The 25,995-nt window shown below is 34.4% G+C and carries 25 protein-coding genes and 1 pseudogene; 20 read left to right on the top strand and 6 right to left on the bottom strand.

Annotation, left to right across the window (positions count from 1 at the left end; genetic code table 11):
- The first annotated feature begins 211 nt into the window (after positions 1-211).
- The 8 genes and pseudogenes from ACFOZ1_RS00300 to ACFOZ1_RS00335 all read left to right on the top strand — a co-directional run bounded on the left by ACFOZ1_RS00300 (position 212) and on the right by ACFOZ1_RS00335 (position 7,106).
- A complete protein-coding gene (locus tag ACFOZ1_RS00300; protein ID WP_390194684.1) occupies positions 212-1,624 on the top strand; it encodes a sugar porter family MFS transporter in 1,413 nt (470 codons plus the stop codon).
- Between the two features lie 162 nt (positions 1,625-1,786).
- Positions 1,787-2,264, top strand: a pseudogene (locus tag ACFOZ1_RS00305) (sulfite exporter TauE/SafE family protein).
- Between the two features lie 70 nt (positions 2,265-2,334).
- Entirely contained in the window at positions 2,335-2,718 is a 384-nt protein-coding gene (locus tag ACFOZ1_RS00310) for a DUF302 domain-containing protein (RefSeq protein WP_390198000.1), read from the top strand.
- Positions 2,719-2,954: 236 nt separating this feature from the next.
- Entirely contained in the window at positions 2,955-3,458 is a 504-nt protein-coding gene (locus ACFOZ1_RS00315; protein WP_390194685.1) for an NfeD family membrane protein, read from the top strand.
- 15 nt (positions 3,459-3,473) lie between these two features.
- Positions 3,474-4,910 (top strand): flotillin family protein, encoded by a 1,437-nt coding sequence (locus ACFOZ1_RS00320; protein ID WP_390198003.1) that lies wholly within the window; start codon positions 3,474-3,476, stop codon positions 4,908-4,910.
- Positions 4,911-5,015: 105 nt separating this feature from the next.
- Entirely contained in the window at positions 5,016-5,498 is a 483-nt protein-coding gene (locus ACFOZ1_RS00325) for a metal-dependent hydrolase (protein ID WP_390194687.1), read from the top strand.
- A 114-nt stretch (positions 5,499-5,612) separates the two neighbouring features.
- The gene (locus ACFOZ1_RS00330) at positions 5,613-6,371 is read left to right on the top strand and encodes a sporulation protein (RefSeq protein WP_390194689.1); all 759 of its coding nucleotides are present in this window, start codon (positions 5,613-5,615) and stop codon (positions 6,369-6,371) included.
- Positions 6,372-6,497: 126 nt separating this feature from the next.
- Positions 6,498-7,106 (top strand): peptidylprolyl isomerase, encoded by a 609-nt coding sequence (locus ACFOZ1_RS00335; protein ID WP_390194690.1) that lies wholly within the window; start codon positions 6,498-6,500, stop codon positions 7,104-7,106.
- Positions 7,107-7,662: 556 nt separating this feature from the next.
- On the opposite strand, the gene nagB is transcribed toward ACFOZ1_RS00335, so the two are convergent.
- Positions 7,663-8,385 carry a glucosamine-6-phosphate deaminase gene (gene nagB, locus ACFOZ1_RS00340; RefSeq protein WP_390194692.1) on the bottom strand — a complete coding sequence of 241 codons (723 nt, stop codon included), beginning with the start codon at positions 8,383-8,385 and terminating at the stop codon, positions 7,663-7,665.
- 4 nt (positions 8,386-8,389) lie between these two features.
- Positions 8,390-9,547, bottom strand: a complete 1,158-nt coding sequence (gene nagA / locus ACFOZ1_RS00345) for an N-acetylglucosamine-6-phosphate deacetylase (RefSeq protein ID WP_390194693.1) — start codon at positions 9,545-9,547, stop codon at positions 8,390-8,392.
- 133 nt (positions 9,548-9,680) lie between these two features.
- Between nagA and ACFOZ1_RS00350 the strand changes: the two genes are divergently transcribed.
- Positions 9,681-10,403 (top strand): GntR family transcriptional regulator, encoded by a 723-nt coding sequence (locus ACFOZ1_RS00350; RefSeq protein ID WP_390194695.1) that lies wholly within the window; start codon positions 9,681-9,683, stop codon positions 10,401-10,403.
- A 71-nt stretch (positions 10,404-10,474) separates the two neighbouring features.
- The gene (locus ACFOZ1_RS00355; protein ID WP_390194697.1) at positions 10,475-11,647 is read left to right on the top strand and encodes a TraB/GumN family protein; all 1,173 of its coding nucleotides are present in this window, start codon (positions 10,475-10,477) and stop codon (positions 11,645-11,647) included.
- 65 nt (positions 11,648-11,712) lie between these two features.
- On the opposite strand, the gene ACFOZ1_RS00360 is transcribed toward ACFOZ1_RS00355, so the two are convergent.
- Positions 11,713-12,603: a TIGR01777 family oxidoreductase gene (locus tag ACFOZ1_RS00360; RefSeq protein ID WP_390194698.1), complete on the bottom strand. Its 891-nt coding sequence runs from the start codon at positions 12,601-12,603 to the stop codon at positions 11,713-11,715.
- Between the two features lie 134 nt (positions 12,604-12,737).
- On the opposite strand from ACFOZ1_RS00360, the gene ACFOZ1_RS00365 reads away from it, so the two are divergent.
- The 4 genes from ACFOZ1_RS00365 (at position 12,738) to ACFOZ1_RS00380 (ending at position 16,750) form a co-directional block, all read left to right on the top strand.
- The gene (locus ACFOZ1_RS00365) at positions 12,738-13,319 is read left to right on the top strand and encodes a cysteine hydrolase family protein (protein WP_390194700.1); all 582 of its coding nucleotides are present in this window, start codon (positions 12,738-12,740) and stop codon (positions 13,317-13,319) included.
- Positions 13,306-14,769 (top strand): nicotinate phosphoribosyltransferase, encoded by a 1,464-nt coding sequence (locus tag ACFOZ1_RS00370; protein ID WP_390194702.1) that lies wholly within the window; start codon positions 13,306-13,308, stop codon positions 14,767-14,769. The genes ACFOZ1_RS00365 and ACFOZ1_RS00370 overlap by 14 nt, the downstream gene beginning before the upstream one ends.
- A gap of 15 nt (positions 14,770-14,784) precedes the next feature.
- Positions 14,785-15,612 carry an ammonia-dependent NAD(+) synthetase gene (gene nadE / locus ACFOZ1_RS00375; RefSeq protein WP_390194704.1) on the top strand — a complete coding sequence of 276 codons (828 nt, stop codon included), beginning with the start codon at positions 14,785-14,787 and terminating at the stop codon, positions 15,610-15,612.
- 154 nt (positions 15,613-15,766) lie between these two features.
- Positions 15,767-16,750, top strand: a complete 984-nt coding sequence (locus tag ACFOZ1_RS00380; protein ID WP_390194706.1) for a ring-cleaving dioxygenase — start codon at positions 15,767-15,769, stop codon at positions 16,748-16,750.
- 58 nt (positions 16,751-16,808) lie between these two features.
- Here the strand turns inward: ACFOZ1_RS00380 and ACFOZ1_RS00385 are convergent, their stop codons facing one another.
- Positions 16,809-17,276: an SRPBCC family protein gene (locus ACFOZ1_RS00385; protein ID WP_390194707.1), complete on the bottom strand. Its 468-nt coding sequence runs from the start codon at positions 17,274-17,276 to the stop codon at positions 16,809-16,811.
- A gap of 240 nt (positions 17,277-17,516) precedes the next feature.
- Here ACFOZ1_RS00385 and ACFOZ1_RS00390 point away from each other — a divergent pair, with 240 nt between their 5' ends.
- Positions 17,517-18,362, top strand: a complete 846-nt coding sequence (locus ACFOZ1_RS00390) for an AraC family transcriptional regulator (RefSeq protein ID WP_390194709.1) — start codon at positions 17,517-17,519, stop codon at positions 18,360-18,362.
- Positions 18,363-18,503: 141 nt separating this feature from the next.
- Here the strand turns inward: ACFOZ1_RS00390 and ACFOZ1_RS00395 are convergent, their stop codons facing one another.
- Positions 18,504-18,902 (bottom strand): CBS domain-containing protein, encoded by a 399-nt coding sequence (locus ACFOZ1_RS00395; protein ID WP_390194711.1) that lies wholly within the window; start codon positions 18,900-18,902, stop codon positions 18,504-18,506.
- A gap of 280 nt (positions 18,903-19,182) precedes the next feature.
- Between ACFOZ1_RS00395 and yfkAB the strand changes: the two genes are divergently transcribed.
- The 5 genes from yfkAB to ACFOZ1_RS00420 all read left to right on the top strand — a co-directional run bounded on the left by yfkAB (position 19,183) and on the right by ACFOZ1_RS00420 (position 24,930).
- Positions 19,183-20,313 carry a radical SAM/CxCxxxxC motif protein YfkAB gene (gene yfkAB / locus ACFOZ1_RS00400; protein ID WP_390194713.1) on the top strand — a complete coding sequence of 377 codons (1,131 nt, stop codon included), beginning with the start codon at positions 19,183-19,185 and terminating at the stop codon, positions 20,311-20,313.
- A gap of 128 nt (positions 20,314-20,441) precedes the next feature.
- On the top strand, positions 20,442-21,494 hold the full coding sequence (gene desA, locus ACFOZ1_RS00405) for a Delta(5) desaturase DesA (protein ID WP_390194714.1): 1,053 nt from the start codon (positions 20,442-20,444) through the stop codon (positions 21,492-21,494).
- Positions 21,495-21,683: 189 nt separating this feature from the next.
- Positions 21,684-22,811: a sensor histidine kinase gene (locus tag ACFOZ1_RS00410; RefSeq protein ID WP_465253835.1), complete on the top strand. Its 1,128-nt coding sequence runs from the start codon at positions 21,684-21,686 to the stop codon at positions 22,809-22,811.
- Positions 22,808-23,407: a response regulator gene (locus ACFOZ1_RS00415; protein WP_390194716.1), complete on the top strand. Its 600-nt coding sequence runs from the start codon at positions 22,808-22,810 to the stop codon at positions 23,405-23,407. The genes ACFOZ1_RS00410 and ACFOZ1_RS00415 overlap by 4 nt, the downstream gene beginning before the upstream one ends.
- A gap of 128 nt (positions 23,408-23,535) precedes the next feature.
- Positions 23,536-24,930, top strand: coding sequence for a DHA2 family efflux MFS transporter permease subunit (locus ACFOZ1_RS00420; protein WP_390194717.1), 1,395 nt, complete (start codon positions 23,536-23,538; stop codon positions 24,928-24,930).
- 38 nt (positions 24,931-24,968) lie between these two features.
- Here the strand turns inward: ACFOZ1_RS00420 and ACFOZ1_RS00425 are convergent, their stop codons facing one another.
- A complete protein-coding gene (locus ACFOZ1_RS00425) occupies positions 24,969-25,796 on the bottom strand; it encodes an MBL fold metallo-hydrolase (protein ID WP_390194718.1) in 828 nt (275 codons plus the stop codon).
- Positions 25,797-25,995: the final 199 nt, after the last annotated feature.

A 25,995-nucleotide genomic window follows, 5' to 3' on the forward strand; every position in this document is an offset into this window, starting at 1 on the left:
TACTAGAAATACATGTTAAAGTTTAGTTAAGTTATTAAAAGTGAGTAATCCAAACAAAAATGTAAGCGGAATGCAGGATGTGAAAAATGATAAAAGTAAGTAGGGGATTATTTTTAATTCTCTGTATGTAAACGTTCTACTAATTGTTTGGATAGATCATAAAAGAAAACGATAACAACAATAGAATGAACTAGATAAGGTGGGAGTTACTATGGCAAAGAAACATTCATTATGGTATGTTATTTTAGTTGCATGTGCTGCTGGTATGGCGGGGTTATTATATGGTTTTGATACAGCGGTTATTTCAGGAGCAATTGGTTATTTGCAAGATTTATATAATTTAAGTCCAGCAATGGAAGGTTGGGTTATTTCTTGTGTAATGATCGGTGGGGTAATTGGTGTTGGTTTATCAGGATTCTTGAGTGACAAGTATGGTCGTAAGAAAATTTTAATGGTGTCAGCGATACTATTTATCATTTCTGCATTAGGGTCTGCTTTTGCACTGGGTGTAACTACACTAGTGCTTGCAAGAATTATTGGAGGATTTGGAATTGGATTTGCATCAGCAATTTCGGTTTCATATATTAGTGAGTGTGCGCCACCAGCAATCAGAGGTCGATTAGGTTCTCTTTATCAGCTATTTACGATTCTAGGTATTTGTGCAACATTTTATATTAATTATGGTGTTGCAAATAGTGGAACATACGAATGGGGATTAGATGTAGGTTGGAGATGGATGTTAGGTTATGGTACGATTCCAGGTATTTTATTTATGATACTATTGTTCTTCATTCCTGAGAGTCCACGTTATTTAATCCAAGTAGGTAAAGAAAAAGAAGCGTATGAAATATTAAAACGTATAAATGGAGAAGAAATTGCAAAGAAAGAAGCAAAAGAAATAAGAGAATCGATTAAAATAGAACAAAGTGGTTCTGTGAAAGAATTAGTGAAACCTGGGTTAAGAATGGCAATGGGTGTAGGTATTTTCTTAGCATTATTTAACCAAGTAATTGGGATGAATGCAGTGAATTACTATGGACCAGATATATTCCGTAGTGTAGGATTTGAGAATAATACGGAGTTTTTAGCGACAAGTATTATCGGTAGTGTGCAAGTTGTCTTTACAATTGTAGCAATTCTATTGATTGACAAACTTGGTCGTAAGAAGTTAATGGCTATTGGCTCAAGCTTTATGGCAATATTTATGATTTTAATAGGAAGTGTGTTCTATTTTGAACCAGCAAATGCAGGGATATTGTTAATCATTGCTATTGCAGGCTTTACAGCAGCATTTTGTGTATCAATGGGACCAATTCCTTGGATTATGATTCCAGAAATATTCCCGAATCATTTACGTGCAAAAGCTGTAGGTATTGCTACAATCTTCTTATGGGGAGCTAACTGGGCAATTGGGCAATTTACTCCAGTATTAATCAATAATATGGGAAGTGCCTTTACTTTCTGGATGTTTGCGGTAATTAATGTGATCTGTTTTGTATTCGTTATGACAATTGTGCCAGAAACAAAGAATAAGTCACTTGAAGAAATTGGTCAGATTTGGAATACAAAAGAATTAGCAAAAACTAAAAAAGCATATGAAAAAACAGTTCAACAAAATAGTTAATTAATATATGAAGAAAAAGAATGAGGTACCTATGTCTAATTTGAAAATTAGACTGGGTATCTCATTTTTTAATTAATTTTGAGACTATTTTAATATGTACCTGTGTTTGAATAAGAGAAATTACATTTGACAAATTACCCTTATAGGTATTTTGGGGGTTTTATGGACATTTCATTTATAATAGCAATTTTTATGATTGGATTTATTGGTTCCTTTATTTCGGGAATGTTAGGGATAGGTGGTTCAATCATCAAGTATCCCATGCTTTTATATACCTCCATTATTAGGCTTTACCGCATTTACGGCACATGAGGTATCTGGTATTAGTGCAGGTATTGTAGGAGCAGCAGGGGCATTTTTACTTGTGCCAATCATGCTTGTTATATTAAAAATTCCTACGAGAATAACAATAGCATCATCTTTAGCCATTACATTTATTTCTTCTATTGGGGCAACAATAGGAAAGGTGTCCACAGGTCAAGTAGAATATCTCCCCGCGGTTGTGATGATTATAGCGAGTTTAATCGCGTCCCCATTAGGTGCAATTGTAGGAAAGAAAGTAAATACAAAGGTATTGCAAGTAATCTTAGCCATTTTAATTCTTGCGACAGCAATTAAGATTTGGGCAGATATTCTTTAATTGTTTGAGCATATGAATTAGGTGGAATGTAAGGAGTAATAACAGTTTGAATATAGAAAGGAGAAAATCCATGTTTCATTATACTGTTTCATCAAATAAATCGATTGAAGAAACAATTATGTCATTAGAAATAAATTTAAAAAGTGAGAATTTTGGTGTGTTATGGCAATTTGATATAAAAGATAAGCTTCAAGAAAAAGGACTGTCATATAATACAGACTACATTGTGTTAGAAGTTTGTAACCCAGTAGAGGCGGAAAAAGTACTAACAGAAAATAAATTAGCTGGTTACTTCTTACCGTGTAAAATAGTTGTTTATAAAGAAGAGGAAGAAACGAAAATTGGGATGCCAAGACCATCTGAATTAATTCGAATGGTAGAAGACCCTGAACTGAAAGAAATTGCATTTGACATTGAACATCGCTTAATTGAATGTATTGATAAGAGTAAGTGAGATTTTTTGTACTATGTTAATTCGAGTGGAAAATAGAAGAGAAGCCAAACATCGAAGCATGATTACTTTATTGTAATCATGCTTCGATGTTTTTTATGCAAATGGCTATTAGGATAAAAAAACTAAAATACCTAATTTTTAGCTAAATAATATAATATTAGGGAACTTTTTGGTAGTTGAATCGTATGTATGAATAGAAGAGGTAGAAGGGAGGTTGATGAATTGGAGCGGTAGATTTGTATTGGAGCTTATTATGGGGTAGTTTAGCAATTGCTCTTATCTCTATCCTATTTCAAGGTGTGTTAGGTGGTCTATTGGAGAGTGTTTTTGATATCTTTGGTGATTTTTTTAATCCGGTTCTTTTGTTTGGAACACTATCTGTCGTTGGAGGATCTGGTGTCTTATTAACAAAGTATACAGCTATTACTGAATTTTATGTTCTCGCAGTAAGTATTCTTATTGGTCTATGTGCCTATTTTGTTATTTATTATTTTCTAGTCATCCCAATGTCAAATGCAGAATCTTCTACTTCACTTTCTATGAAAGATTTAGAAGGGAAAATAGGAGAAGTGATTACGACAATACCTAATGTTGGTATGGGCGAAGTTTACATTTCGACAAATAATGGTAGTTACAGTGAAGTGGCGGCTAGTTTTGATGCTGCTGAAATAAAGCAAGGCAAGAGAATTGTTGTTGTAGAAGTGAAAGAAGGGATTTTACTAGTTAGTGAAATGGAATAAAAAAGAGGAGGATGCATAGTGGACTTTATTATAATTATTGGTGCGGTGTTAGGTATTATTATTGCTTTTTCTATTTTGTTCGCAGTTCGATATAAGACAGTTGGTGCAGACGATGCCATGATTGTAACAGGTAGTTTTCTTGGAAACAAAAATGTACATAGAACGGATGATGGAGGTGGAATTAAGATAGTCCGTGGTGGTGGAGCATTTATCTTACCGATATTTCAACGTGCAGAAAATCTTAGTTTGCGTTCACATAGTTTAGATATCTCCACACCTAATGTATATACAGAAAATGGTGTGCCGGTGATGGCAGATGGTACAGCAATTATTAAAGTGCAGAGTACGACAGAAGGTATTGCTACTGCTGGGGAACAATTTCTAGGAAAAGATAATTCAGAATTACGTAAAGAAGCACAAGAAGTATTAGAAGGCCATTTACGAGCAATATTAGGTACAATGACTGTTGAAGAAATATATAAGAATCGTGAACGTTTTGCTCAAGAGGTACAGACGCAAGCTGCTGTAGATTTAAAGAAAATGGGTCTACAAATTGTTTCTTTTACAATCAAAGATGTCCAAGATGATAATGGTTACCTAGAAGCATTAGGAAAACCAAGAATTGCGGAAGTAAAAAGAGATGCACAAATAGCAGAGGCAAATGCAATGCGAGATGCAAGAATAAAGAAAGCAGAAGCAGAACAAGAAAGTAAACGTGCGGAATTATTAAGTGAAACACAAATTGCAGAATCGACGAAGGAAAAAGAGTTAAAGATTGCTGCATACAAAAGAGATCAAGATACAGCTAAAGCAGAAGCAGATATGGCATATAAATTACAATCAGCAAAAGCAGAACAAAAAGTAAAAGAAGAAGAAATGCAGATTCAATTAGTAGAGAAAAATAAACAGATTGAGATTGATGAGAAAGAAGTACTTCGTAAACAACGTCAGTATGAAGCGGAAATATCGAAAAAAGCAGAGGCAGAACGTTATGCTACAGAGCAAAAGGCAGAAGCTGATAAAGTAACCCGTGTCAAACAAGCAGAAGCGGAAGCCGCACAAATTCGATTAGATGGGGAAGCAGAAGCAGATGCAATTCGACAAAAAGGTTTAGCAGAAGCGGAAGCAAAAGAAAAATTAGCTGAAGCAATGGAGAAGTATGGAGAGGCAGCAATTTTGGAAATGGTTATTAAAATGTTACCAGAATTTGCGGCGAAGATTGCCGAACCAGTTAGTAAGATAGATAAAGTAACTGTTGTAGATAATGGCAATGGCCAAGGTGATGGAGCGACAAGAATGAGTAGCTATGTAACGAAATTAATGAGTCAATTGCCTGAAACGTTAAAAGATGTATCAGGTGTTGATTTAAAAGGAATGTTAGATAATATTGCAGTGAAAAATGCAGCGACAACAGATATCAAGAAAAGAGAATATAGTGAAATAGAAGAATAATAATACACGCATAGTGATGGGGAGAGCCAATTGCTATGCGTTTCTTTAGATGTAGAGTTGTGATAAAATAAACCCTCACTATTTTTTTACATCAAGGAGAGCTACATGACAGGGAAAACACATGTAATGGCAGGTATTGCTTCTACAACTACGGTAGTACAGTTTACAGAATATGATCCTCTATTACTTATTACAGCAGGTGTAGTAGGAGCATTACTTCCAGATATTTGCCATAGTGGCAGTAAAATAGGGAGACGCTTTCGAATAGTCTCCAAAATAATTAATCGAGTATTTGGACATCGAACGTTTACACATAGTATCTTGTTTTTATTTCTTATTTGTATAATTTTAGGAAAATTGACTTCGGATAAGTCCATTATAGTAGGTGTTGCAATTGGGATGATTAGTCATTACATATTAGACGCAGCTACAAAAAAAGGGATTCAATTATTATATCCAATTAAATGGAATATTCGATTTCCAATCACAACAAGAACAGGTAGTAGTACAGAAAAAATCATTTTTATTCTTTTAACATTGATAGTACTTTACTTTGGAAAGGATATAGTATTAGAAAGTATCCTTTAATGGAGAAAAAATCATTTTAATGAAACTATTTGAAGACATCCTCGTAAACTATAGAGTACGAAAAATAAACGATACATCTTATAGTAATTGCTATTGATGATAAGGAGGATATGCATGTTTAAGAAGTTATTAGCAAGTGCAGGAATTGGAAGTGCGGAAGTTGATACACAGTTACTACATGATCATGTATCCCCAGGAGAAATGTTAGAGGGGAAAGTAGTCATTAAAGGTGGACGAATTGAGCAACAAGTAGAACGTATAAACCTCTTTGTCATGACAGAAGCACTACGCGAAAAGGACGATAAGAAATATTATGATAAAGTGGTTTTGCATAGATTTGCCTTAAATGAATCATTTGAGATTGGAGCAGAGGAAGATAAAGTGATTGATTTTGAATTTCGATTGCCAATCCATACACCACCAACGATTAACAGAACAAGGGTGTGGGTACAAACGGGATTAGATATTCCACAAGCAATCGATCCAAATGACAGGGACTATTTACAAGTTTCCCCACACCCTTATATGGACACAGTATTACAAGCAATTACATCAGATTTAGGCTTTGAACTTAGAAAAGTAGAAATGGAACATTCAAAAAGACATGGATATGTACAAGAGTTTGAATTTAAACCAATTAGAGAGTTCCGTGGAGACTTAGATGAATTAGAAGTGGTATTCTTTGTGAAAGAAGATAGAGTAGAGCTTGTAATCCAAATAGATCGAAAAGTAAAAGGGATTGGAAGCTTATTTGCTGAGGCATTAGATATGGATGAAAGTTTTGTTCGTATCACATTAACAGATAACGAATTAAAGAATGGAAGTACGGGTGTAGCAGACATATTGCGAAATGTTATTCAACAACATACGTAAAAATATGAATCCGATTATCATTGGCTCTTAGGCTAATGATAATCGGATCATTTATTGGATTTGTGCAGATTCTTCATATATATGGTATAACTAATGTGAATATAAAGATAAGAAGGGACATGTATTATGAGAAAAAAGTTAGTACTTTTTATTATGTTTTTCATTACGCTTTTGTTAACGGCATGCGGACAAAGTGGACAATCACAGGTTGAAGGTGATTCTTATGAACAAGTGGATATACCTGAAAAGGATTATCCTGTTGCAACAATTGAAATGGAAAGTGGCGAACAAATTATTGTAGAACTGTACCCAGAAATTGCACCTAAAACAGTAGAAAATTTTATCAAATTAGCAAATGCTGAATTTTATCATGGATTGACATTTCATCGTGTCATTCCTGATTTTATGATCCAAGGTGGAGACCCGAATGGAGATGGTTCTGGTGGACCAGGATATTCCATTGAAGGTGAGTTTGATAGTAATGGAATAGAGAATCCTTTGAAACATAAAGAAGGTGTCATCTCTATGGCGCGAAGTAAAGACCCTGATTCTGCAGGTTCTCAGTTTTTTATTATGGTTGGAGATTCGCCTCATCTAGATGGAGAGTATGCTGCATTTGGACAAGTAATTAGTGGATTAGATGTGGCTAAAGAAATTTCTGAGGTGCCGAGAGGAAACAATGATTTACCTGATGAGCCACAAGTAATTAAAGAAATTTCAATTGAAATGCCATAAGAAAATAATGGTAGAAACAATGTGGTGTGCACATAAATATTGCTCATAATGGTTCGTAAGCTAAAGACGAAATCATAGCCGAAGCGGTTGCATAGCACATATCGAATTTTAAAATTATATCTCACTTCTAATACGCGTAAAATCCAAACGATACGGTAAATAGCCTTCGAATCGTTTGGATTTTTGTAATTAAAGAATTCATTTGTACTAATCACTTTGTATCAGTCACTACGTTTCTTATCGGGCCCTTTCGCTTTTGTATCGTCTAAGCTCAAGTGCCCAGAAACTAGGTGACTTCGATAATCAACCATCAATAAGTCATCATCGATTCGCAAGCTCATCGTGATTCCTTTATTTCAGTTGATTCACTCCAGTCACTACGTTTCTAAACGGGCCCTTTCGCTTTTGTATCGTCTAGCTCAAGTGCCCAGAAACTAGGTGACTTCGCAAATCAACTTACAATAAGTCATCATCGATTCGCAAGCTCATCGTGATTCCTTTATTTCAGTTGATTCTCTCCAGTCACTACGTTTCTTATCGGGCCCTTTCACTTTTGTTACCCCATTACTGTTTCTGTGTCTACAATTACTGTGCAATCTGGGTGTTCGTGTAAAATGGATGCTGGGAAGTATGTGCTTATATGTGGATCCATTAAGCGCTCATAGGCTTCTTTTTTTGATTCTCCTGAAATTAAAAGTAAAATCTTTTTGCTTTTCATAATTGTATGAATGCCAACAGTAATAGCTTGTGTAGGGACATTCTCCTTTGAATTGAAAAAACGCGCATTAGCTTCACGAGTAGATTCATCTAATGAAACGACATGTGTTTTTTCTGTGAATGGTGTAGACGGTTCATTAAATCCAATGTGACCATTTTCTCCGATACCAAGAATTTGAAGATCAATCCCTTTTTCTTCTTCAATTAATGCTTCGTATCGTCTACATTCTTCCTGTAAGTCATTTGCCATCCCGTTCGGTATAAAGGTTTTATGTTTTTGAATATTCACGTGATTAAATAAATGTTGTTGCATGAAATAATGATAACTATTCGGGTCATCACTTTTTAGTCCTACATATTCATCTAGATTAAACGATGTCACATTTTCAAAAGAAAGTGTTCCTTTTTTGTATGCTTCAATGAGTTCTTTATATAATCCAACAGGTGAAGATCCTGTTGCTAATCCGAGTTTGAAGTATGCGGATTTTTCTATCTCTTCTATAATTAAATCACTGGCTAATGTACTCATATGTGCATAGTCTTGTGCTTTTATCACATTCATGTTATCACCTCTTGTATGCTAATTTTCCGTTACAGAATGTAAAATGAATATTCCATTCCTTATCTATTAATAAGATGTCAGCATCTTTTCCTTCTTTAATTGTTCCTTTTCTATCGATTACTTTCGCTTGTATTGCTGGATTAATGGACGCCATTTGCATGATATCTCTTATATCTGCTCCTGTTACTTCTATCATATTTTTGACAGCTTTATTCATCTTTAATGTGCTTCCAGCTAGTGTGCCATTTTCTAATGTGGCTACTTGATTCGTTACATTTACCGCTTGCCCACCTAATTCATAGTCCCCATCAGGAAGTCCTTTTGCTCGCATCGCATCTGTGATAAGGATGAGTCGGTTCTTAGTTATTTGTTGATATAGAATATGGAGCATCGCGCTTGATACATGGATTTTGTCTGCGATAATCTCAGCAACTAAATTATCTAAAAGTAACGCTGCACCTACAGCACCTACATCTCTGTGATGCATGCCGTTCATCGCATTACATAAGTGGGTAAGTTGTGTGACACCTTGTTCTACGGCCAGTTGCATATCCTTGAATGTTGCATCCGTATGTCCGGCAGAGATAGTGATTCCTTGATTAGATAGAAATTGGATAAATTGTTTCATTCCTTCTAGTTCTGGTGCCAATGTAATTGTTTTGATTAGGCCATTTGCTTGTTCTTGCCATTCTGTGAATTGTTGTATGGATGGTGCCAGAATATGTTGTAGTGGTTGGGCACCTGCTTTTTTTGCTTCAATAAACGGTCCTTCTAGATGGACACCGATAATTTCAGCTTGGCCTGCTTGATTCGGAAACATAGCAACATTCTTCAATGCATCAGTAATGTTATCGATAGATTGGGTAATGGTAGTTGCAAGAAAGCTAGTTGTTCCTTCTTGTGGCAAATGAACTGCAATCGTCTCTAAAGCTTCTTTTGTTGCATCCATCACATCTACCCCGTAGCCACCGTGAATATGTGAGTCTATAAAACCAGGGATTAAGGTTAACCCATTCGCATCGATTATAGTATCTACTGCTTCTGATGAAATGGTTTGATTCGTAATTGTAGCAATTTTTTCATTATCTATTACTAACGATCCGTTTTCGATAATTTGCTGTTCCGTATAGATTGTTGCATTATGAATGAGTGTTTTGGACATACATGCATCACCCCTTTTTCCTTAACTATAACATAGACATATATAGTTGTCTATACATTTAAACAAGTGTACAGGATTGAATCCTTTTGTTAAAATAAATGTAATCATTTTATAATTAGAAAGAGAGTTGTCTATGATTGACAAGAATTCTCCATTACCTATTTATTATCAATTAGAACAAGAGATTAGAGAACAAATTCAAAATGGGATATTAAAGCAAGGCGAATTATTGCCATCAGAACGAATGTATACAGAGAAATACAATATTAGTAGAATGACTGTAAGACAAGCGATTAATAATTTGGCGCAAGAGGGTCTTTTAGTACGAATGAAAGGGAAAGGCACATTTATTGCAGAACAGAAAATTCAACATACACTTAAAGGAATCACCAGTTTTAGTGAAGAAATGGAGCAAAAAGGGAAGATACCAAGTTCCAAAATCATCTCATTAGAGAGTGTACAAGCAAATAGCCAATTAGCAGCAAAGTTACACATCGAAGAAAATAGCGAAGTGTATCAATTAAAGCGTATTAGAATGGCTGATAATGTTCCAATAGCCTTTGAAATTGCGTATATTCCAAAGTATTTGGTTGGTGAGTTACGAGAGAATGATTTTACGACATCCTTTTATCAGTATGTAGAAAAGAACTTGCAATTACCTATTACGCATGGCGATCAAGAAATCGAATCTGCATTAGCTAATGAGGAAGACCAGAAATATTTAAAAGTAACAGAAGGAGCGCCGATTTTATTAATTAGACGCCTGACTTATGTAAATGATCAGCAGCCGATTGAATATGTAAGAACCGCTTATCATGGGGAAAAATACAAATATAAATTAACATTACCACGTTGAAATCGTTATGCATGCATGAATAGATACTATATAATAAGAAGTATATTTCGTTAAAAAGGTAGGATAAGTGGATGACGAATGAGAATGAACAAATCACAAGAATAGAATTGAATGGGAAAGAAATTATATTAATTGGTACTGCACATGTTTCGAAACAGAGTGCGGAATTAGTTAAAAAAATCATCGAGAATGAACAGCCAGATACGGTATGTATTGAACTAGATAAACAAAGATATGATTCCATTGTAGAAGGAAATAAATGGAAAGATACAGATATATTTCAAATTATTAAAGAGAAGAAAGCTTCCTTATTATTAATGAATTTGGCAATATCTTCTTTCCAAAAAAGAATGGCTGCACAATTTGATATCAAACCAGGTCAAGAAATGATTCAAGGGATTGAATCAGCGAATGAGATAGGTGCAGAACTCGTGTTAGCTGATCGAAATATCCAAATAACTTTTTCGCGTATTTGGGGTAACATCGGGATGAAAGGAAAGATGATGTTACTAACACAAGTATTAGCTGGCGTATTTTCGAAAGAATCTATTACAGAAGAAGAATTAGAAAAAATGAAAACACAAGATGCGATTGATAGTGTATTAAGTGAATTCACAGAGAGTTTCCCTAAATTAAAAACACCACTAATAGACGAGCGCGATCAATATCTAGCGGAAAAGATTAAGCGTGCACCAGGTGAGAAGATTGTGGCAGTATTAGGTGCAGCACACGTGCCGGGAATCAAGCAAGAACTACATAAAGACCATAATCTTCAAACATTAACAAAAGTACCACCAAAATCTAAGGCACCTAAAGTGATTGGGTGGGTAATTCCTTTTGCAATCATTGGATTAATTGCATATACATTTGTGACAAATCCTATGGCAGGTTGGCAACAGATCATGAGTTGGTTACTTTGGAATGGTGGTTTTTCTGCATTAGGTGCTATTATCGCACTTGGGCATCCATTAGCAATTTTAACTGCATTCATTGCAGCACCAATTACCTCATTAAATCCATTGATGGCAGCAGGTTGGTTTGCAGGATTTGTACAGGCATTAGTGAAAAAACCACATGTATCAGACTTTGAGGCATTAGCAGATGATGTTCATACATTAAAAGGATTTTGGTCTAATAAAGTAACGCGTATTTTATTAATTATTATTCTTGCAAACTTAGGAAGCTCGATTGGAACAATCGTCGCAGGGACAGATATTTTGCGTGTGTTCTTTAATAATTTATAAGTGTAACAAATAAAAGAAAACGTCAGTGAATAATATACTCACTGGCGTTTTTCGCATTCTTCCTTTTATAATAAATCCCCTAATGCGCCACTAATGGATGGGTATTGGAATACATAACCTGCTTGTTGTAGTTTTTCTGGTAGTACCCATCTACTTTTTAATACTAGTTCTGTTTCGGTACGAATGAATGTAGCGCCTATCTCCAATAATGGTTTTGGTGTAGGTAATCCGTATGTACGGTTTAGCTTTTGTCTCATTGCATTCATAAATATATAATTAGGAACTGGTTTTGGAGAGGAACAGTTAAATACACCAGATAAATCATTTCGTTCTTTTAAGAACATCATGATTTGGAATACATCTTCAATATGTATCCAACTAAACATCTGTTGACCATTTCCTTGAATGCCGCCAAGGCCAAATTTTACTAAGTTTTTGTATGGAGTCATTACACCCCCATTTGGACCGAGTACGATGGCGATTCGTAATGCAACTTGGCGTGTGTGTGGTAATTGAAAACTAAAAAATGCCTTTTCCCACTTTTTAGCTACATCGACAGAGAATCCTGTACCATATTCACCATCTTCTTCTGTCATCGGTCTATCATCTGCATGACGATAAATAGTTGCTGTACTTGCATTGATCCATAATTTCGGTGGAGTACTACAACGATTGATTGCATCCCCTAATAGTCTTGTTGTTCCTACTCTTGAAGTCATTATTTCTTGTTTGTTCTTCTCGTTGTATCGACAATTTACCGACTTTCCAGCAAGATTGATGACCATTTCTGCATTTTCTAATGCTTCCGTCATCCCTTCTTTGTCATTCCATGTAATTGCAGGCTTTCTTCTTGATATCATTACAACATCGTAGTTTAATGCATCTAATTTCTGTTTGATATACTCACCAATAAATCCAGAACCACCAGCTAAGACTACTTTTGGCTTTGTTGTCAATTGTTCCACCTCCAGTGTTTTCCTAAATTCTATCATATAATGACTAACTATATATGTAAAAAAATCTGAAAATTAATGAAAGGTTTGCTATAATATACTATTAATTAGTTAGTAATCAAAAGGAGAGTGTCGTAATGTCTAAGCGAGCTTTGATTAATATTGATTATACATATGATTTTGTGGCTAGTGATGGTGCATTAACTTGTGGTGAACCAGGTCAATTCATTGAAAAAACAATTACTGCGATTACAAATGCATTTATTGAAGCAAAAGAAATGACTGTTTTTGCTGTCGATGTACATGATAAGAATGATTCCTATCATCCAGAAACAAAATTATTTCCTCCTCACAATATTAGAGATACACACGGAAGAACGTTATATGGGGAATTAAAAAGGGTATATGAAAAGAATAGCCAAGAAAAACATGTATATTATATGGATAAGACGAGATATTCTGCATTTTTAGGAACCAATTTAGAGTCTTTACTTCGCGAACGCGGAATTACTGAACTGCATCTAGTAGGTGTATGTACAGATATATGTGTCTTACACACAGCAATGGATGCATATAATAAAGGATTCGATATTGTTATTTATAAGGACGCAGTAGCTTCTTTTAATGAAAAAGGACACGATTGGGCACTTGGACATTTTGCGGATGCACTAGGAGCAACTGTGAAGGAATTTGGAGGAAAGATTAATGACATCATATGAAGACGATAGTTTAATGCTACATACAGATTTGTACCAAGTAAATATGGCTGAAACGTATTGGCGCGATGGTATGGCAAATAAAAAGGCAGTTTTTGAACTTTATTTTCGCAAATTACCATTTGATAATGGATATGCGGTATTTGCTGGATTAGAACGGGTATTAGATTTTATTAATAATTTTGGATTTACAGAAAGTGATTTAACCTATTTGAAAGAAATTGGTGGGTATGAAGATGATTTCCTCGACTATTTAAGACAAATGAAATTTAGTGGCACGATTCGCTCCATGAGAGAAGGAGAAGTTGTTTTTGCAAATGAACCGTTAATCCGAGTGGAAGCACCATTAGCAGAAGCACAATTAATTGAAACACCATTACTTAACATTGTGAATTATCAAACATTAATTGCAACAAAAGCTGCAAGAATTAAACATGTTGTTGGAGATAATGTGGTGATGGAGTTTGGCACAAGACGAGCACATGAGATGGATGCGGCAATATGGGGAACTAGAGCGGCATATATTGGTGGGTTTTCAGCAACGAGTAATGTCCGTGCTGGGAAGCTTTTTGGTATACCAATAGCAGGCACGCATGCGCATTCGATGGTGCAAGCATATAGAAGCGATTATGAAGCATTTAGAAAATATGCTAGTACTCACGAAGATTGTGTCTTTTTAGTAGATACATATGACACACTTCGTTCCGGTGTCCCAAATGCGATTCGAGTAGCAAAAGAATTTGAAGGAAAAATTAATTTTAAAGGTATACGTCTTGATAGTGGTGATATGGCATATTTATCAAAGAAGGCTCGGAAAATGTTAGATGAAGCTGGTTTTAAAGATGCTCAAATCATAGCTTCGAATGACTTAGATGAATATACTATTTTAAATTTACAAGCCCAAGGTGCAGAAATTGATATGTATGGAATAGGGACGAAATTAATTACAGCATACGATCAAGCTGCATTAGGTGGTGTCTACAAATTAGTGTCCATTGAAGAAAATGGAAAAATGGTAGATACAATTAAAATCTCTGCAAATCCAGAGAAGGTAACGACACCAGGTAGTAAAAGAGTGTATCGTATAATTAACAATGTAAATGGTCACTCGGAAGGTGATTATATTGCACTAGATAATGAAAGACCTCAAGACGAAGAAAGGTTGAAAATGTTTCATCCTATTCACACATATATTAGTAAGTTTGTTACAGATTTCACAGCAAAAGATCTCCATGAAGATGTGGTATTAGATGGGGTAGTCACATATGAATCACCTAGTCTTGAAGAAATTCAAAATTATGCCAATGAAAATTTAGGCTTATTATGGGAAGAATATAAGCGAACAATGAAACCAGAAGAATACCCAGTAGACTTAAGTGAACTATGTTGGGAAAACAAAATGGAACGAATCAAAGAAGTGAAAACAAGAGTAAAAGGAATGGTTGAATCTTAATAAAGGAGTGATACGATGCGTAAGTTACAAAAGCAAATTATTTCAGATCTTAAAGTTTCACCAGAAATTGATCCAAAAGTTGAATATAGACGAAGTGTTGATTTTGTGAAAGCATACTTAAGTAAACATACTTTTCTTCGTAGTGTAGTTCTAGGGATTTCAGGTGGCCAAGATTCCACACTAGCAGGATATATTTGTCAGGCTGCAGTAAATGAATTAAATGAAGAACGAAAGGACACAACCTATGAATTTATCGCTGTTCGTTTGCCATATGGGGAACAAGCAGATGAAGAGGATTGTATCGATGCCCTTCAATTTATTCAGCCAAGTAGGACAATTAGAGTTAATATTAAAGAAGCGGTAGATGCAAGTGAAAAAGCAATAATAGAGTCAATAGGATCAATTAGTGACTTTATAAAAGGAAACACAAAAGCTCGTGAACGTATGAAGGTTCAATATGATCTGGCTGCAGCACTTCAGGGCGTCGTTGTCGGTACAGATCATGCAGCAGAAGCAGTTACAGGATTTTATACAAAGTATGGGGATGGAGCAGCCGATATTGTCCCATTATATCGTTTGAATAAACGACAAGGTAGAGCGATTTTGAAAATGTTAGGTTGTCCAGAACACCTTTATTTAAAAACGCCAACAGCCGACTTAGAAAGTGATAAGCCACAATTGCCAGACGAGGTTGCTTTAGGTGTTACCTATGAAGCGATTGATGATTATTTGGAAGGTAGAGAAGTGAGTGAACAAGACGCAGAAACGATAGAAAATTGGTATATAAAAACAAGACATAAACGAGAAGATCCAATTGATGTTTTTGCTGATTGGTGGAAATAGATGATAAATAAACACAACTTCAACAGAACTAATTACTGTTGAAGTTGTGTAAGTAATGTATCATATACATAGCTTAAGAAATATTGCTTCATTGACAGATAAAAATGACTATGTTATATTTATCTTGAATTCGAGATAATTAGGAGATGAGCGAATGAAAGGGTTAAAAGGAATTCATCACATCACAGCAATCACTAGTAGTGCAGAAAGAAATTATCAATTTTTCACATATATATTAGGAATGCGTCTTGTTAAGAAGACAGTCAATCAAGATGATATTCAAACATACCATTTATTTTTTGCAGATGATAAAGGTAGTCCAGGTACAGACATGACTTTTTTTGATTTTCCCCGTATTCCAAAAGGGTCACATGGAACGAATGAAATTTATAAATCTTCTTTTCGAGTACCGAGTGACAAAGCTTTAGACTATTGGGAAAAACGCTTTGATCGTCTCCAAGTTCGTCACAGTGGGATAAAAGAGTTGTTTGGTAAAAAGACATTGTCCTTTGTGGATTTTGATGATCAACAATACCAATTAATTTCTGATGAGCATAATAAAGGAGTAAAATCAGGTACACCTTGGGCGAATGGTCCAATCCCTTTAGAATATGCAATTACTGGATTAGGTCCAATATTTGTAAGGATTCAGGACTTTTCTTATTTTAAACAAGTAATGGAAAAAGTATTACAGTTTAATGAGATAGCAGTCGAAGAAGGCAAACATCTATTTGAAGTTGGGGAAGGCGGAAATGGTGCACAGGTAATTGTAGAAGAGAATAAAGTATTGCCAAATGCATTGCAAGGATACGGAACTGTACACCATGCGGCATTTCGTGTAGAGGATAAAGAGACATTATTAGAATGGGATGAACATTACAGAAAATTTGGTTTCCAAACATCTGGTTATGTGGATCGCTTCTTCTTTAAATCACTGTACACTCGCGTAGCTCCACAAATATTATTTGAACTAGCAACAGATGGCCCTGGATTTATGGGGGATGAAAATTACGAAACATTGGGAGAAAAGCTATCTCTACCACCATTCTTAGAAGACAAACGAGATCAGATTGAGGGAATGGTGAGACATATAGATACAGTAAGAAGTGAAAAAACAATCGACAAAGAATACGAATAATAGATAAAAATCCGAACAGTACACATGTGCAAACATGATCTCTGTTCGGATTTTTGCATTATCGATACTCTAGTTCTACGTTTTCTTCTAAATACGCTTCTAATCTATTAAATTCTTCTTCATATATATACTTTGTAGCCCAGCCGAATAATTTTGTCATTACTTTATAGTACCAGTTGCTAGGAATAATACTTACAATGATACTTAGGTTTGTAAAATGACCGTCTCTACTAAGAAGGTACTTTGTTATACTTGTCCCTTCTTTGGAAGTTGCTTCTATCGTAATTTTATATGGTGCTTCATATTCTGTGATGATACAATCCACAGATATTTCTTTTTTGTCTATTTTTTGTATTGAAGTAAATTTTGTTCCTACATCCAGTACTTTTGTATCATTTTCGTAAATGTTATTAATAATAAATTGATTCCAAAGTTTAATCTTTTCGTCATCATTCACATAATCAAAGACAACATCAATTGATTGGTTAATGGTACGATCAAATGTATACACAATAATTTCTTTCATGTGCTTTTGTGCTCCTCATCTATAAAGTATGTAAATTTTACTATTCCAGAGATAATTATATGAAATGATTAATCAAATGGGAAGAGTACTTTCCTAATTAATAATAAATGATGAAATAATTACAATCAATGTAAAAGTTAATGAGATTTCATACTATAGTAATAGGTCATCATCATCTTTTTTATTAACAGAAAATTCTGTATTCTTATCTATGAGGAGTTAATAGAGGAGGTAGAAAAGGTGGAGAAAGTAAATGTTTCGTTAAGAAATCAATCATTTTACCTAAATTATGCTCGTGGATATGAGAATAGTAAAGATATGAACAACTACCATCTACATCAAGATTACGAGATATTCTATATGATCGAAGGGGAAAAGGCTTTTACAATTAACGGAACAGATTGGGTTGCTAAAAGTGGCCATTTATTATTCATCAACAAGAATGTACTTCATAAATCGAAAGTAAACGATGAAAGGTATCAACGTATTGTGCTGAATTTTAAAGAGAGCTTTCCTTTTAAAGAAGATATTCCACTTATTATCAAACTATTTCATCATGGACCTCTTATGTTAGCAATCACAAAAGAACAAAGCCACTTTATTAAATTGTTGTTCGAAAAAATGTTATCAGAATATCATACAACAAAAGGTCGCAATGAATACTATTTGAGGCTATTGTTATCACAGTTACTGATTGAATGTGATAGATTAAAGTATGTGGAAACAAACACGAGATTACATAAATATGGTAACAGAACGAATTATACTGTGATTAATGAGATCATCATGTATATTAATGCAAACTACGATACAGATTTAACCTTAGCTCATCTATCCAATCAATTTTTCCTTAATCAACAATATATTAGTCGAATGTTTAAACAGTCTACAGGCTGTAGTTTTATAGAATATGTCAACGCGATTCGAGTGAACGAAGCGAAAAGATTGTTAATTGAAACAGATAAAAAAATTGCACATATTGCTAAGTTAGTAGGATATACGAGTCATGTCCATTTTTGGCGAATATTTAAATCACTAACTGGAGATTCTCCAAATGATTATAGAGATTCTTACGTTAAAATGTAATCGCTTACCATTAATGTGCATGCAAAGTGTATGGAGGGGTTTAGCGAATCCGATATTTTGATAAAAACATTCAATCTAATAGGTGGATGCCTAATCAGTGAGAGAAATGTCTTTCATTGATTAGGCAATGCCATATTGAAATCAATAAGGAACAACTGTTAGTAATAACGAACGAATAGATGCAATGCCAAGTATTGTTTGTTGATTTGTAATTACAATGTCATCATACATCTCTTCTGTAGGTCGATTCATTGCCTTTATCACTAAATCTTCAAGAGGCCTAGACATTTCAAATGAGAGGAAATTTTTCTGCATGAATGAAGATACTGGTTCTCCCATAAATAGATTATATTCATGCATCGAGCGAAAATGTTTATCGAGTTGTTTACGACTGATAATTCCAACTGGTTGCAAATCACTTGTTATAATCATAGTGGTCATTGGAAAGTTACTTTCAAATAACTGTTTTATTACTTCAATTTTTGTATCGCATGTGGTTAAAATAGTTCCTTCTACAATATCGATAATAGTGTTTCTCACTTCATACCTCCTAAGTTAATTTGATAATACATACAGTACTCTGAATAAATAGAAAGTGTGTTTGGATAATTATAGTTTATAATAGGGTACTTAGTATGGATGTATCTATATTAATATCTAGTATAATTGGAATATATTAATTTAATATTACATTTATGTAAATTTATTGGAATTACTCTTTTTAGCAAAGAATTAATATTTTTGCTAAACTAATACTAGTCTAGCTTTATATTGTAACTAGACAGAAATAAAACGGAAGTAAGAAGGAAGGATGTTCAAGATGACATCAAATGATACATTACAAGCAATTACACCCCAATATGATCCTTGGGAAGCATATATGGACGTAAAAGAATTCGGAGAAATGCGATTGACAAATGTAGAATTTACCACTACACATTTGTGTAATATGAGGTGTGCACATTGTGCAGTTGGATATACATTAAGGGATAAAGACCCAGAAGCATTACCATTTGACCTATTAAAAAGAAGGTTAGACGAAATTCCTGACTTGCGTACATTAAGTATTACTGGTGGAGAGCCAATGATGTCGAAAAAGTCAGTGAGGGAATATGTCATTCCATTACTTCGTTATGCACATGAGCGTGGAGTTCGGACACAGATTAATTCTAACTTAACATTACCATATGAACGTTATGAAGCAATCATTCCGTATTTAGATGTTTTACATATATCTCATAATTGGGGAACGCCTGATGAATTTGCAGAGACTGGTTTTGTGAATATGGAGCGAAAGCCGACGAGCAGTAATCGGAAGAAATACTTTGAACGAATGGTAGAGAATTCGCAACGATTAGCTGAAAATGGTGTGATGGTATCTGCGGAAACGATGCTTAATAAAAGAACTTTCCCATATTTAGAATCCATCCATGACCATATCATAGAAATGGGATGTAGCCGACATGAAGTACATCCAATGTATCCAGTTGATTTTGCAAGTAATTTAGAGACATTAACGTTACAGGAAATGCAAGAAGGAATTATTCGGTTGCTCAACCATCGAAATCAGGATATTTGGATGTTGTTTGGAACACTACCAATATATCCTTGTAATAAAAGCAAAGAGGAATTAGCTTTAATGCAAAGATTGTACAAAGAGAAAAATGTGACAGTGCGTAATGATCCAGATGGGAGATCACGCTTAAATGTAAATATATTTAGTGGGGAAATAATTGTGACTGATTTTGGTGACCAAGAAGAACCATCTTTAGGTAATATACAAACAACATCCTTGCCAGATGCTTATGGTAAATGGATGCAGTCAAAAACAGCTCAATCGCTAAACTGTCACTGTCCACAGGTACATTGCCTTGGTCCAAATATTTTAGTGAAGAATACGTATTATAAAGACATTGATTTTAGTAATAGAAAAGCTCAGATTACAAAATGATGCATAGAAGATAACTATCAATATGACATTTGTCATATTGATTTACTGACATCTGTGTCTTACGAAAGTGTGCATCTTTTCGGTACAATTACTTTAAAGTAGTAAAAGTATCGGAAAGAGGGATGAACATGAGCAAGCAAAAACAAGCACAACTTCGTAAAGACGTAATGCCATATGCTACCTCACAGACAAAAAGAAGTTTGATTCAAATAGCAAATACAATTGTTCCATTTTTTATATTATGGTTTTTCGCATATCAGAGTTTATCTATTTCCATTTGGTTAAGTTTGCCGTTCTCTATTTTGGCAGCAGGTTTCATGGTTCGTACGTTTATTATATTCCATGACTGCGCACATCAATCATTTTTCCAAAATAAAAAATGGAATCGAATTTTAGGTACCATTACTGGAGTTTTAACTCATTTTGCTTTTGAAAAATGGAAAAGGGAACATTCCATTCATCATGCTACAAGTGGTAATTTAGACCAAAGAGGCACAGGCGATATTTGGATAATGACAGTGGAAGAATATAAAAATGCAAGTCGTTTTGAAAAGTTACAATACCGATTATATCGTCATCCACTTGTTATGTTTGGGTTAGGTCCATTCTTATTATTTTTGTATGAGAATAGAGTAAATCGAAAAGATGCACGTAAGAAAGAACGAATCAATACGTATATCATTAATATATCTTTATTAATTGTGTATACGGTTATGTACTTTACATTAGGTTGGGAAGCAATCGTATTTGTTCAATTACCGATTGCTTATGTTGCAGGAGTGTTAGGGATTTGGTTGTTTTATGTTCAACATCAATTTGAAGATTCGTATTTTGAACATGAGTCAGAATGGGATTATGTAAAAGCAGCAGTTGATGGAAGCTCGTATTATAAGCTACCTAGATGGTTAGAGTGGATGACGGGGAATATTGGATATCACCATGTGCATCACTTAGCGCCACGAGTTCCTAATTATAATTTAGAAAAAGCACATACCGAAACACCACCATTGCAAAAGGCGACAACCATTACATTAAAAACAAGTTTAGAGTCGATTCGATTTAGATTATATGATGAAGATCAAAAAACATTTATTAGTTTTAAAGAGTTGAAAAAAAGCAATGTTTTACGTACGAAGAAAACCATTGCTACACCAACAAAGCAAACACAAACACTTCGTTAAATGATTTTAATTTGGCTGGTTATTAGTTCAGGAATGTACTGAACTATCGACCAGCCATTTTTATTTCATTAGTTTGTTGAAGCATTATTATATATTTTTTCTTTTCCTATCTTAGAAGATAAGCTAAGATAAATATATGTGAATGGAAATTCTTATAATAGAAACTTATTTCAATCTGAGGTGGAGAAAATGCAAAATTGGTATCATATTTTCCCTAAAAATACGGGTCTCAGTTTATATATATGGATAATTTTTTGTGTTTTGCCGTTCTACTTTATATTTCGTTCTACATCATTGATTGAAATAGGGCTAGGCATTGTACTAACATTGCTCTTTTTTGCGATTTACTGGATTACTTTTACTTCAAAGGGCTCTTTTCAATATGTAGGATTAAGTATGGAACTTGTTATTAATTTAGCGATGGTATTTTTGTTCAGTTATGTATATTTTGCATTGTTTATTGCCTTTTACATAGGTAATTTGCGAAGAAAAGCAGCGTTTGTAACATTTTATGTTATCCATTTAACTACTACAGTACTTGCGATTATCGGTGTATTTCTGATTGATTATGGGACAATAATTGGTCAATTGCCGTTTTTAATTATGACAATATTGGGCATTATTTTAATTCCTATAAATAGATATAACAGGTTGAAACAAGATGAACTTGAAGGGAAATTAGAAGATGCCAATCGTAAAATTGCGAGACTTGCGATTATAGAAGAAAGGCATCGTATTGCTAGAGATTTACACGATACATTAGGGCAGAAATTATCCATGATTGGCCTTAAAAGTGAATTAGCGAAAAAATTAATTAGTAAAGAACCAACTAGTGTAGAAATAGAACTGGATGATATTCAAAAAATCGCTCGCCAAGCATTAAAAGAAGTTAGAGAGATGGTTTCTAATATGAAAAGCATCCGAATCTTGGACGAATTAGCGCACGTGAAGCAACTACTACATGCAGGTAATATTAAAATGCGGATAGATTTACCACATCAAATTGACCACATTCCATTATTTATTCAGACAGTTTTAAGTATGTGTTTAAAAGAATCTGTTACAAATATTGTAAAACATAGTGAGGCGAAAAATTGTTATATCAAGCTAATAGAAACAGAGGATAGCTTTTTCTTGGAAGTAAAAGATGACGGTATAGGCATTCCAGCTAATTTATCATTTGGAAATGGATTGTACGGTATGCAAGAGAGGTTAGAATTTGTTAATGGCAAGATGGAGTTTGTCCCAGATAAGAAAGGAATGAAGTTGTTCATTGTTATTCCAAATGTAATTAAACAAGGAGAGGAAAATGAATGATTCGTATTGTATTAGCGGAAGACCAGCAATTGTTACTAGGAGCTCTTGGCGCATTACTGGATTTAGAAGAGGACATGCAAATTGTAGGGAAAGCCAATAATGGAGCAGAAGTTATTAGGTTAGTAGAAGAGGAAAATCCGGACATTTGCATTATGGACATTGAGATGCCAGTTATGACAGGTTTAGATGCGGCGGAGCATTTGAAGGATACGACTTGTAAAGTAATTATTTTAACAACATTTGCACGGCCAGGTTATTTTGAAAGGGCACGAACAGCAGGTGTACGTGGGTATTTGTTAAAAGATAGTCCAAGTGAAGAATTAGCAGATTCGATTCGAAAAATAATGAATGGAAAGAAAATATATGCACCTGAGTTAGTAGATCTCGCATTTACAGAATCAAATCCCCTCACATCAAGAGAAATAGATGTGATGCGTCTAATGGCAAAAGGTAAACCTACAAAAACCATTGCGAAAGAACTATTTCTTTCTCATGGTACAGTGAGAAATTATATCTCGGTCATATTAGATAAATTAGAAGTAGATAATCGGGTAGAAGCACTGTCTAAAGTAAATGAAAAAGGCTGGTTAAATTAGAGACTCGTGATAGTCTCTAATTTTTGCTTTTTTATACAAAAAAGCATACAATATCCTTCGGGACTAGAAATAGTATGTTATTTTATCATCATAAGTGTTAGTTGCTTACAGGAAGGAAGGTGTAACGGATGACTACAAAAATTGAAAAGCGTGGGACAATTGTTGCATTATTACTAGCAGGAGCTTTTATTGCTATTTTAAATCAGACATTGATGATTACAGCCATTCCGCCAATTATGGATGAGATGGGGATTACTCCAAATTCAGCACAATGGTTGACGACAATATTTATGTTAATCAATGGTATTATGATACCTATTAGTGCATTTTTGATTGATCGTTTTACTACAAGGCAATTATTTATTACAGCAATGAGTATATTTGCATTAGGAACATTGGTTGCGGCATTAGCGCCAAACTTCGCTATATTGTTAGCAGGGAGAGCCATTCAATCTGCAGGAGCAGGGGTAATGCTACCATTAATGCAGACAGTATTCTTAATGATATTCCCTGTCAATAAACGTGGAAGTGTGATGGGATTAGTTGGTTTAGTCATTTCATTTGCACCAGCAATTGGTCCAACATTATCTGGTTGGATAACGGAATTATATTCTTGGAGAGTGTTATTTCTTATCATCTTACCTATTGCCATTATTGATATCGTTATTGCGTATTTTGTAATGAAAAACGTTACTGAAGTATCTAAACCAAAAGTGGATGTCCTTTCCATCATTCTTTCATCATTTGGTTTTGGTGGCTTACTATATGGCTTTACAAGTGCGGGGAATGTAGGTTTCGATTCACCTATTACGATTGCAGTATTAGCGATTGGATTATTATCGTTAATTCTATTTATTATAAGACAATTGAAATTAGAGCATCCGATGTTAGAATTCCGAGTATTCAAATATTCCATTTTCCCTTTTACTATCGTTATAGGGATGATTTCCTTTATGGGTCTTATCGCTGTAGAAACGTTAATACCACTATACATGCAAGATGCTCGTGATTTTACACCTGTAGATGCAGGACTAGTTATCTTACCAGGTGCACTCATTACAGGGTTAATGTCCCCAATTACAGGAAGAATCTTTGATAAGGTAGGGGCAAAGTGGTTAGTAATACCAGGTCTTGTTTTAATGACAATTGGAACATTTATGTTTTCTAACTTAGATGACCAAACAACTACTACGTACATGACCATTGTATTTGCGATTCGAATGTTCGGTATGTCCATGGTTATGATGCCAATTGCGACAGCAGGATTGAACCAATTACCGAATCGATTAATCGCACACGGTGCAGCAATGGATAACACTTTAAAAAACGTGTCTGCATCGATAGGAACAGCTGTATTAGTAACTGTATTAACAACATCGGAATCTATTGCTGAGAAAAGCGGAGAGGCTTTCCCAGGTATAGTTGGTTCAAATACCGCATTTCTGTGGTTATCGATTCTTACATTAGTTGGATTGATTGTTTCTTTCTTCGTAAGATATAAACAACCTGAAAATATAGAATAAACTTAGACAAATACAAAGAGAGGGCACTAAATGATTAATTAGTGCCCTCTTTTGTGTTTAGGTAGAGCTAATTCCATAAAATTTGATGTTAATTTCTCTAATTCCTCTTGCATTACTGTTCCTTTCATAGGTAGACCATGTCCCGCAATAATCATGTTTGGTTGTAATTGGGCTAATTTTCGTACAGATTCTTCTGCAATATGCCAATCTTCTGTGAAGTAAGCTGGTGGTCCGTACACATGTTGTAATGGAAATATAACAGACCAAGAAGACTCGGGCTTTTCAGTAGATATGGCGTCACCTGCAATTAATATGCCATCTTTCTTGCGATATAGACTGATGTGTCCTTTTGTGTGCCCGGGTGTTTCTATATACTTCCAATCTTGTAAATACGGCACTTCTCCATTCTTAGGTAATGGCTGTACCATTTTTTCTAAATGCTCTGGTTTTGTTGGAAATATAGCTGATAACAATGATATGAATCCACCACCGACTGTTGGATCTCCAGGTGGATAAGATTGTTTACCTGTTACATAATCCATTTCCCTTTCATGAATGAAGATAGGGACATTCCAATAATCTGCAAGTTTTTTTGCAGAACCAGCATGGTCAAAGTGTCCATGTGTTAGGATAATTGCTTTAGGAGCTTTTGTGCCATATCTTGTTTCACAGGCATGAATAATTCTTTTATGATATCTTTTTAGGCTAGTATCTATCAATACCCAATCCTCATTTGGGGCACCAATCATAACGATATTAGATAATAATGTACGATAATATGCGACATCTTTAGTAATATTCTCTGCGATGGCATGATCAAAATCCTTCTCATATTGTTCTAGTTGATCAAGATGTTGTTGTTTCATTTAATCTACTCTCACTCCAATCGAAACTTCGCTATATTTACTATTTGAAGAAATCTAATAATTATTCATGCTAGAAGCAATTTGTTCGACGAAAACTTAGAAAAAATGTAGTGTAAAAATTACAATTGTGTAAAATTTAAAGAAATCTACTTGTACGTATAGACAAATAACTTATAAATGGTAAAATTTTAATAAGATG

The sequence above is a fragment of the Gracilibacillus marinus genome (assembly GCF_042651725.1).
Taxonomy (GTDB): Bacteria; Bacillota; Bacilli; order Bacillales; family Amphibacillaceae; genus Gracilibacillus; species Gracilibacillus marinus.

Bases quoted from the DNA above. Each gene is read 5' to 3' on its own strand.
- ACFOZ1_RS00300 (WP_390194684.1), top strand. From the start codon at position 212: ATGGCAAAGAAACATTCATTATGGTATGTTATTTTAGTTGCATGTGCT.
- ACFOZ1_RS00310 (WP_390198000.1), top strand. From the start codon at position 2,335: ATGTTTCATTATACTGTTTCATCAAATAAATCGATTGAAGAAACAATT.
- ACFOZ1_RS00325 (WP_390194687.1), top strand. From the start codon at position 5,016: ATGACAGGGAAAACACATGTAATGGCAGGTATTGCTTCTACAACTACG.
- ACFOZ1_RS00330 (WP_390194689.1), top strand. From the start codon at position 5,613: ATGTTTAAGAAGTTATTAGCAAGTGCAGGAATTGGAAGTGCGGAAGTT.
- ACFOZ1_RS00335 (WP_390194690.1), top strand. From the start codon at position 6,498: ATGAGAAAAAAGTTAGTACTTTTTATTATGTTTTTCATTACGCTTTTG.
- nagB (WP_390194692.1), bottom strand. From the start codon at position 8,385: ATGAATGTGATAAAAGCACAAGACTATGCACATATGAGTACATTAGCC.
- nagA (WP_390194693.1), bottom strand. From the start codon at position 9,547: ATGTCCAAAACACTCATTCATAATGCAACAATCTATACGGAACAGCAA.
- ACFOZ1_RS00350 (WP_390194695.1), top strand. From the start codon at position 9,681: ATGATTGACAAGAATTCTCCATTACCTATTTATTATCAATTAGAACAA.
- ACFOZ1_RS00355 (WP_390194697.1), top strand. From the start codon at position 10,475: ATGACGAATGAGAATGAACAAATCACAAGAATAGAATTGAATGGGAAA.
- ACFOZ1_RS00365 (WP_390194700.1), top strand. From the start codon at position 12,738: ATGTCTAAGCGAGCTTTGATTAATATTGATTATACATATGATTTTGTG.
- ACFOZ1_RS00370 (WP_390194702.1), top strand. From the start codon at position 13,306: ATGACATCATATGAAGACGATAGTTTAATGCTACATACAGATTTGTAC.
- nadE (WP_390194704.1), top strand. From the start codon at position 14,785: ATGCGTAAGTTACAAAAGCAAATTATTTCAGATCTTAAAGTTTCACCA.
- ACFOZ1_RS00380 (WP_390194706.1), top strand. From the start codon at position 15,767: ATGAAAGGGTTAAAAGGAATTCATCACATCACAGCAATCACTAGTAGT.
- ACFOZ1_RS00385 (WP_390194707.1), bottom strand. From the start codon at position 17,276: ATGAAAGAAATTATTGTGTATACATTTGATCGTACCATTAACCAATCA.
- yfkAB (WP_390194713.1), top strand. From the start codon at position 19,183: ATGACATCAAATGATACATTACAAGCAATTACACCCCAATATGATCCT.
- desA (WP_390194714.1), top strand. From the start codon at position 20,442: ATGAGCAAGCAAAAACAAGCACAACTTCGTAAAGACGTAATGCCATAT.
- ACFOZ1_RS00410 (WP_465253835.1), top strand. From the start codon at position 21,684: ATGCAAAATTGGTATCATATTTTCCCTAAAAATACGGGTCTCAGTTTA.
- ACFOZ1_RS00415 (WP_390194716.1), top strand. From the start codon at position 22,808: ATGATTCGTATTGTATTAGCGGAAGACCAGCAATTGTTACTAGGAGCT.
- ACFOZ1_RS00420 (WP_390194717.1), top strand. From the start codon at position 23,536: ATGACTACAAAAATTGAAAAGCGTGGGACAATTGTTGCATTATTACTA.
- ACFOZ1_RS00425 (WP_390194718.1), bottom strand. From the start codon at position 25,796: ATGAAACAACAACATCTTGATCAACTAGAACAATATGAGAAGGATTTT.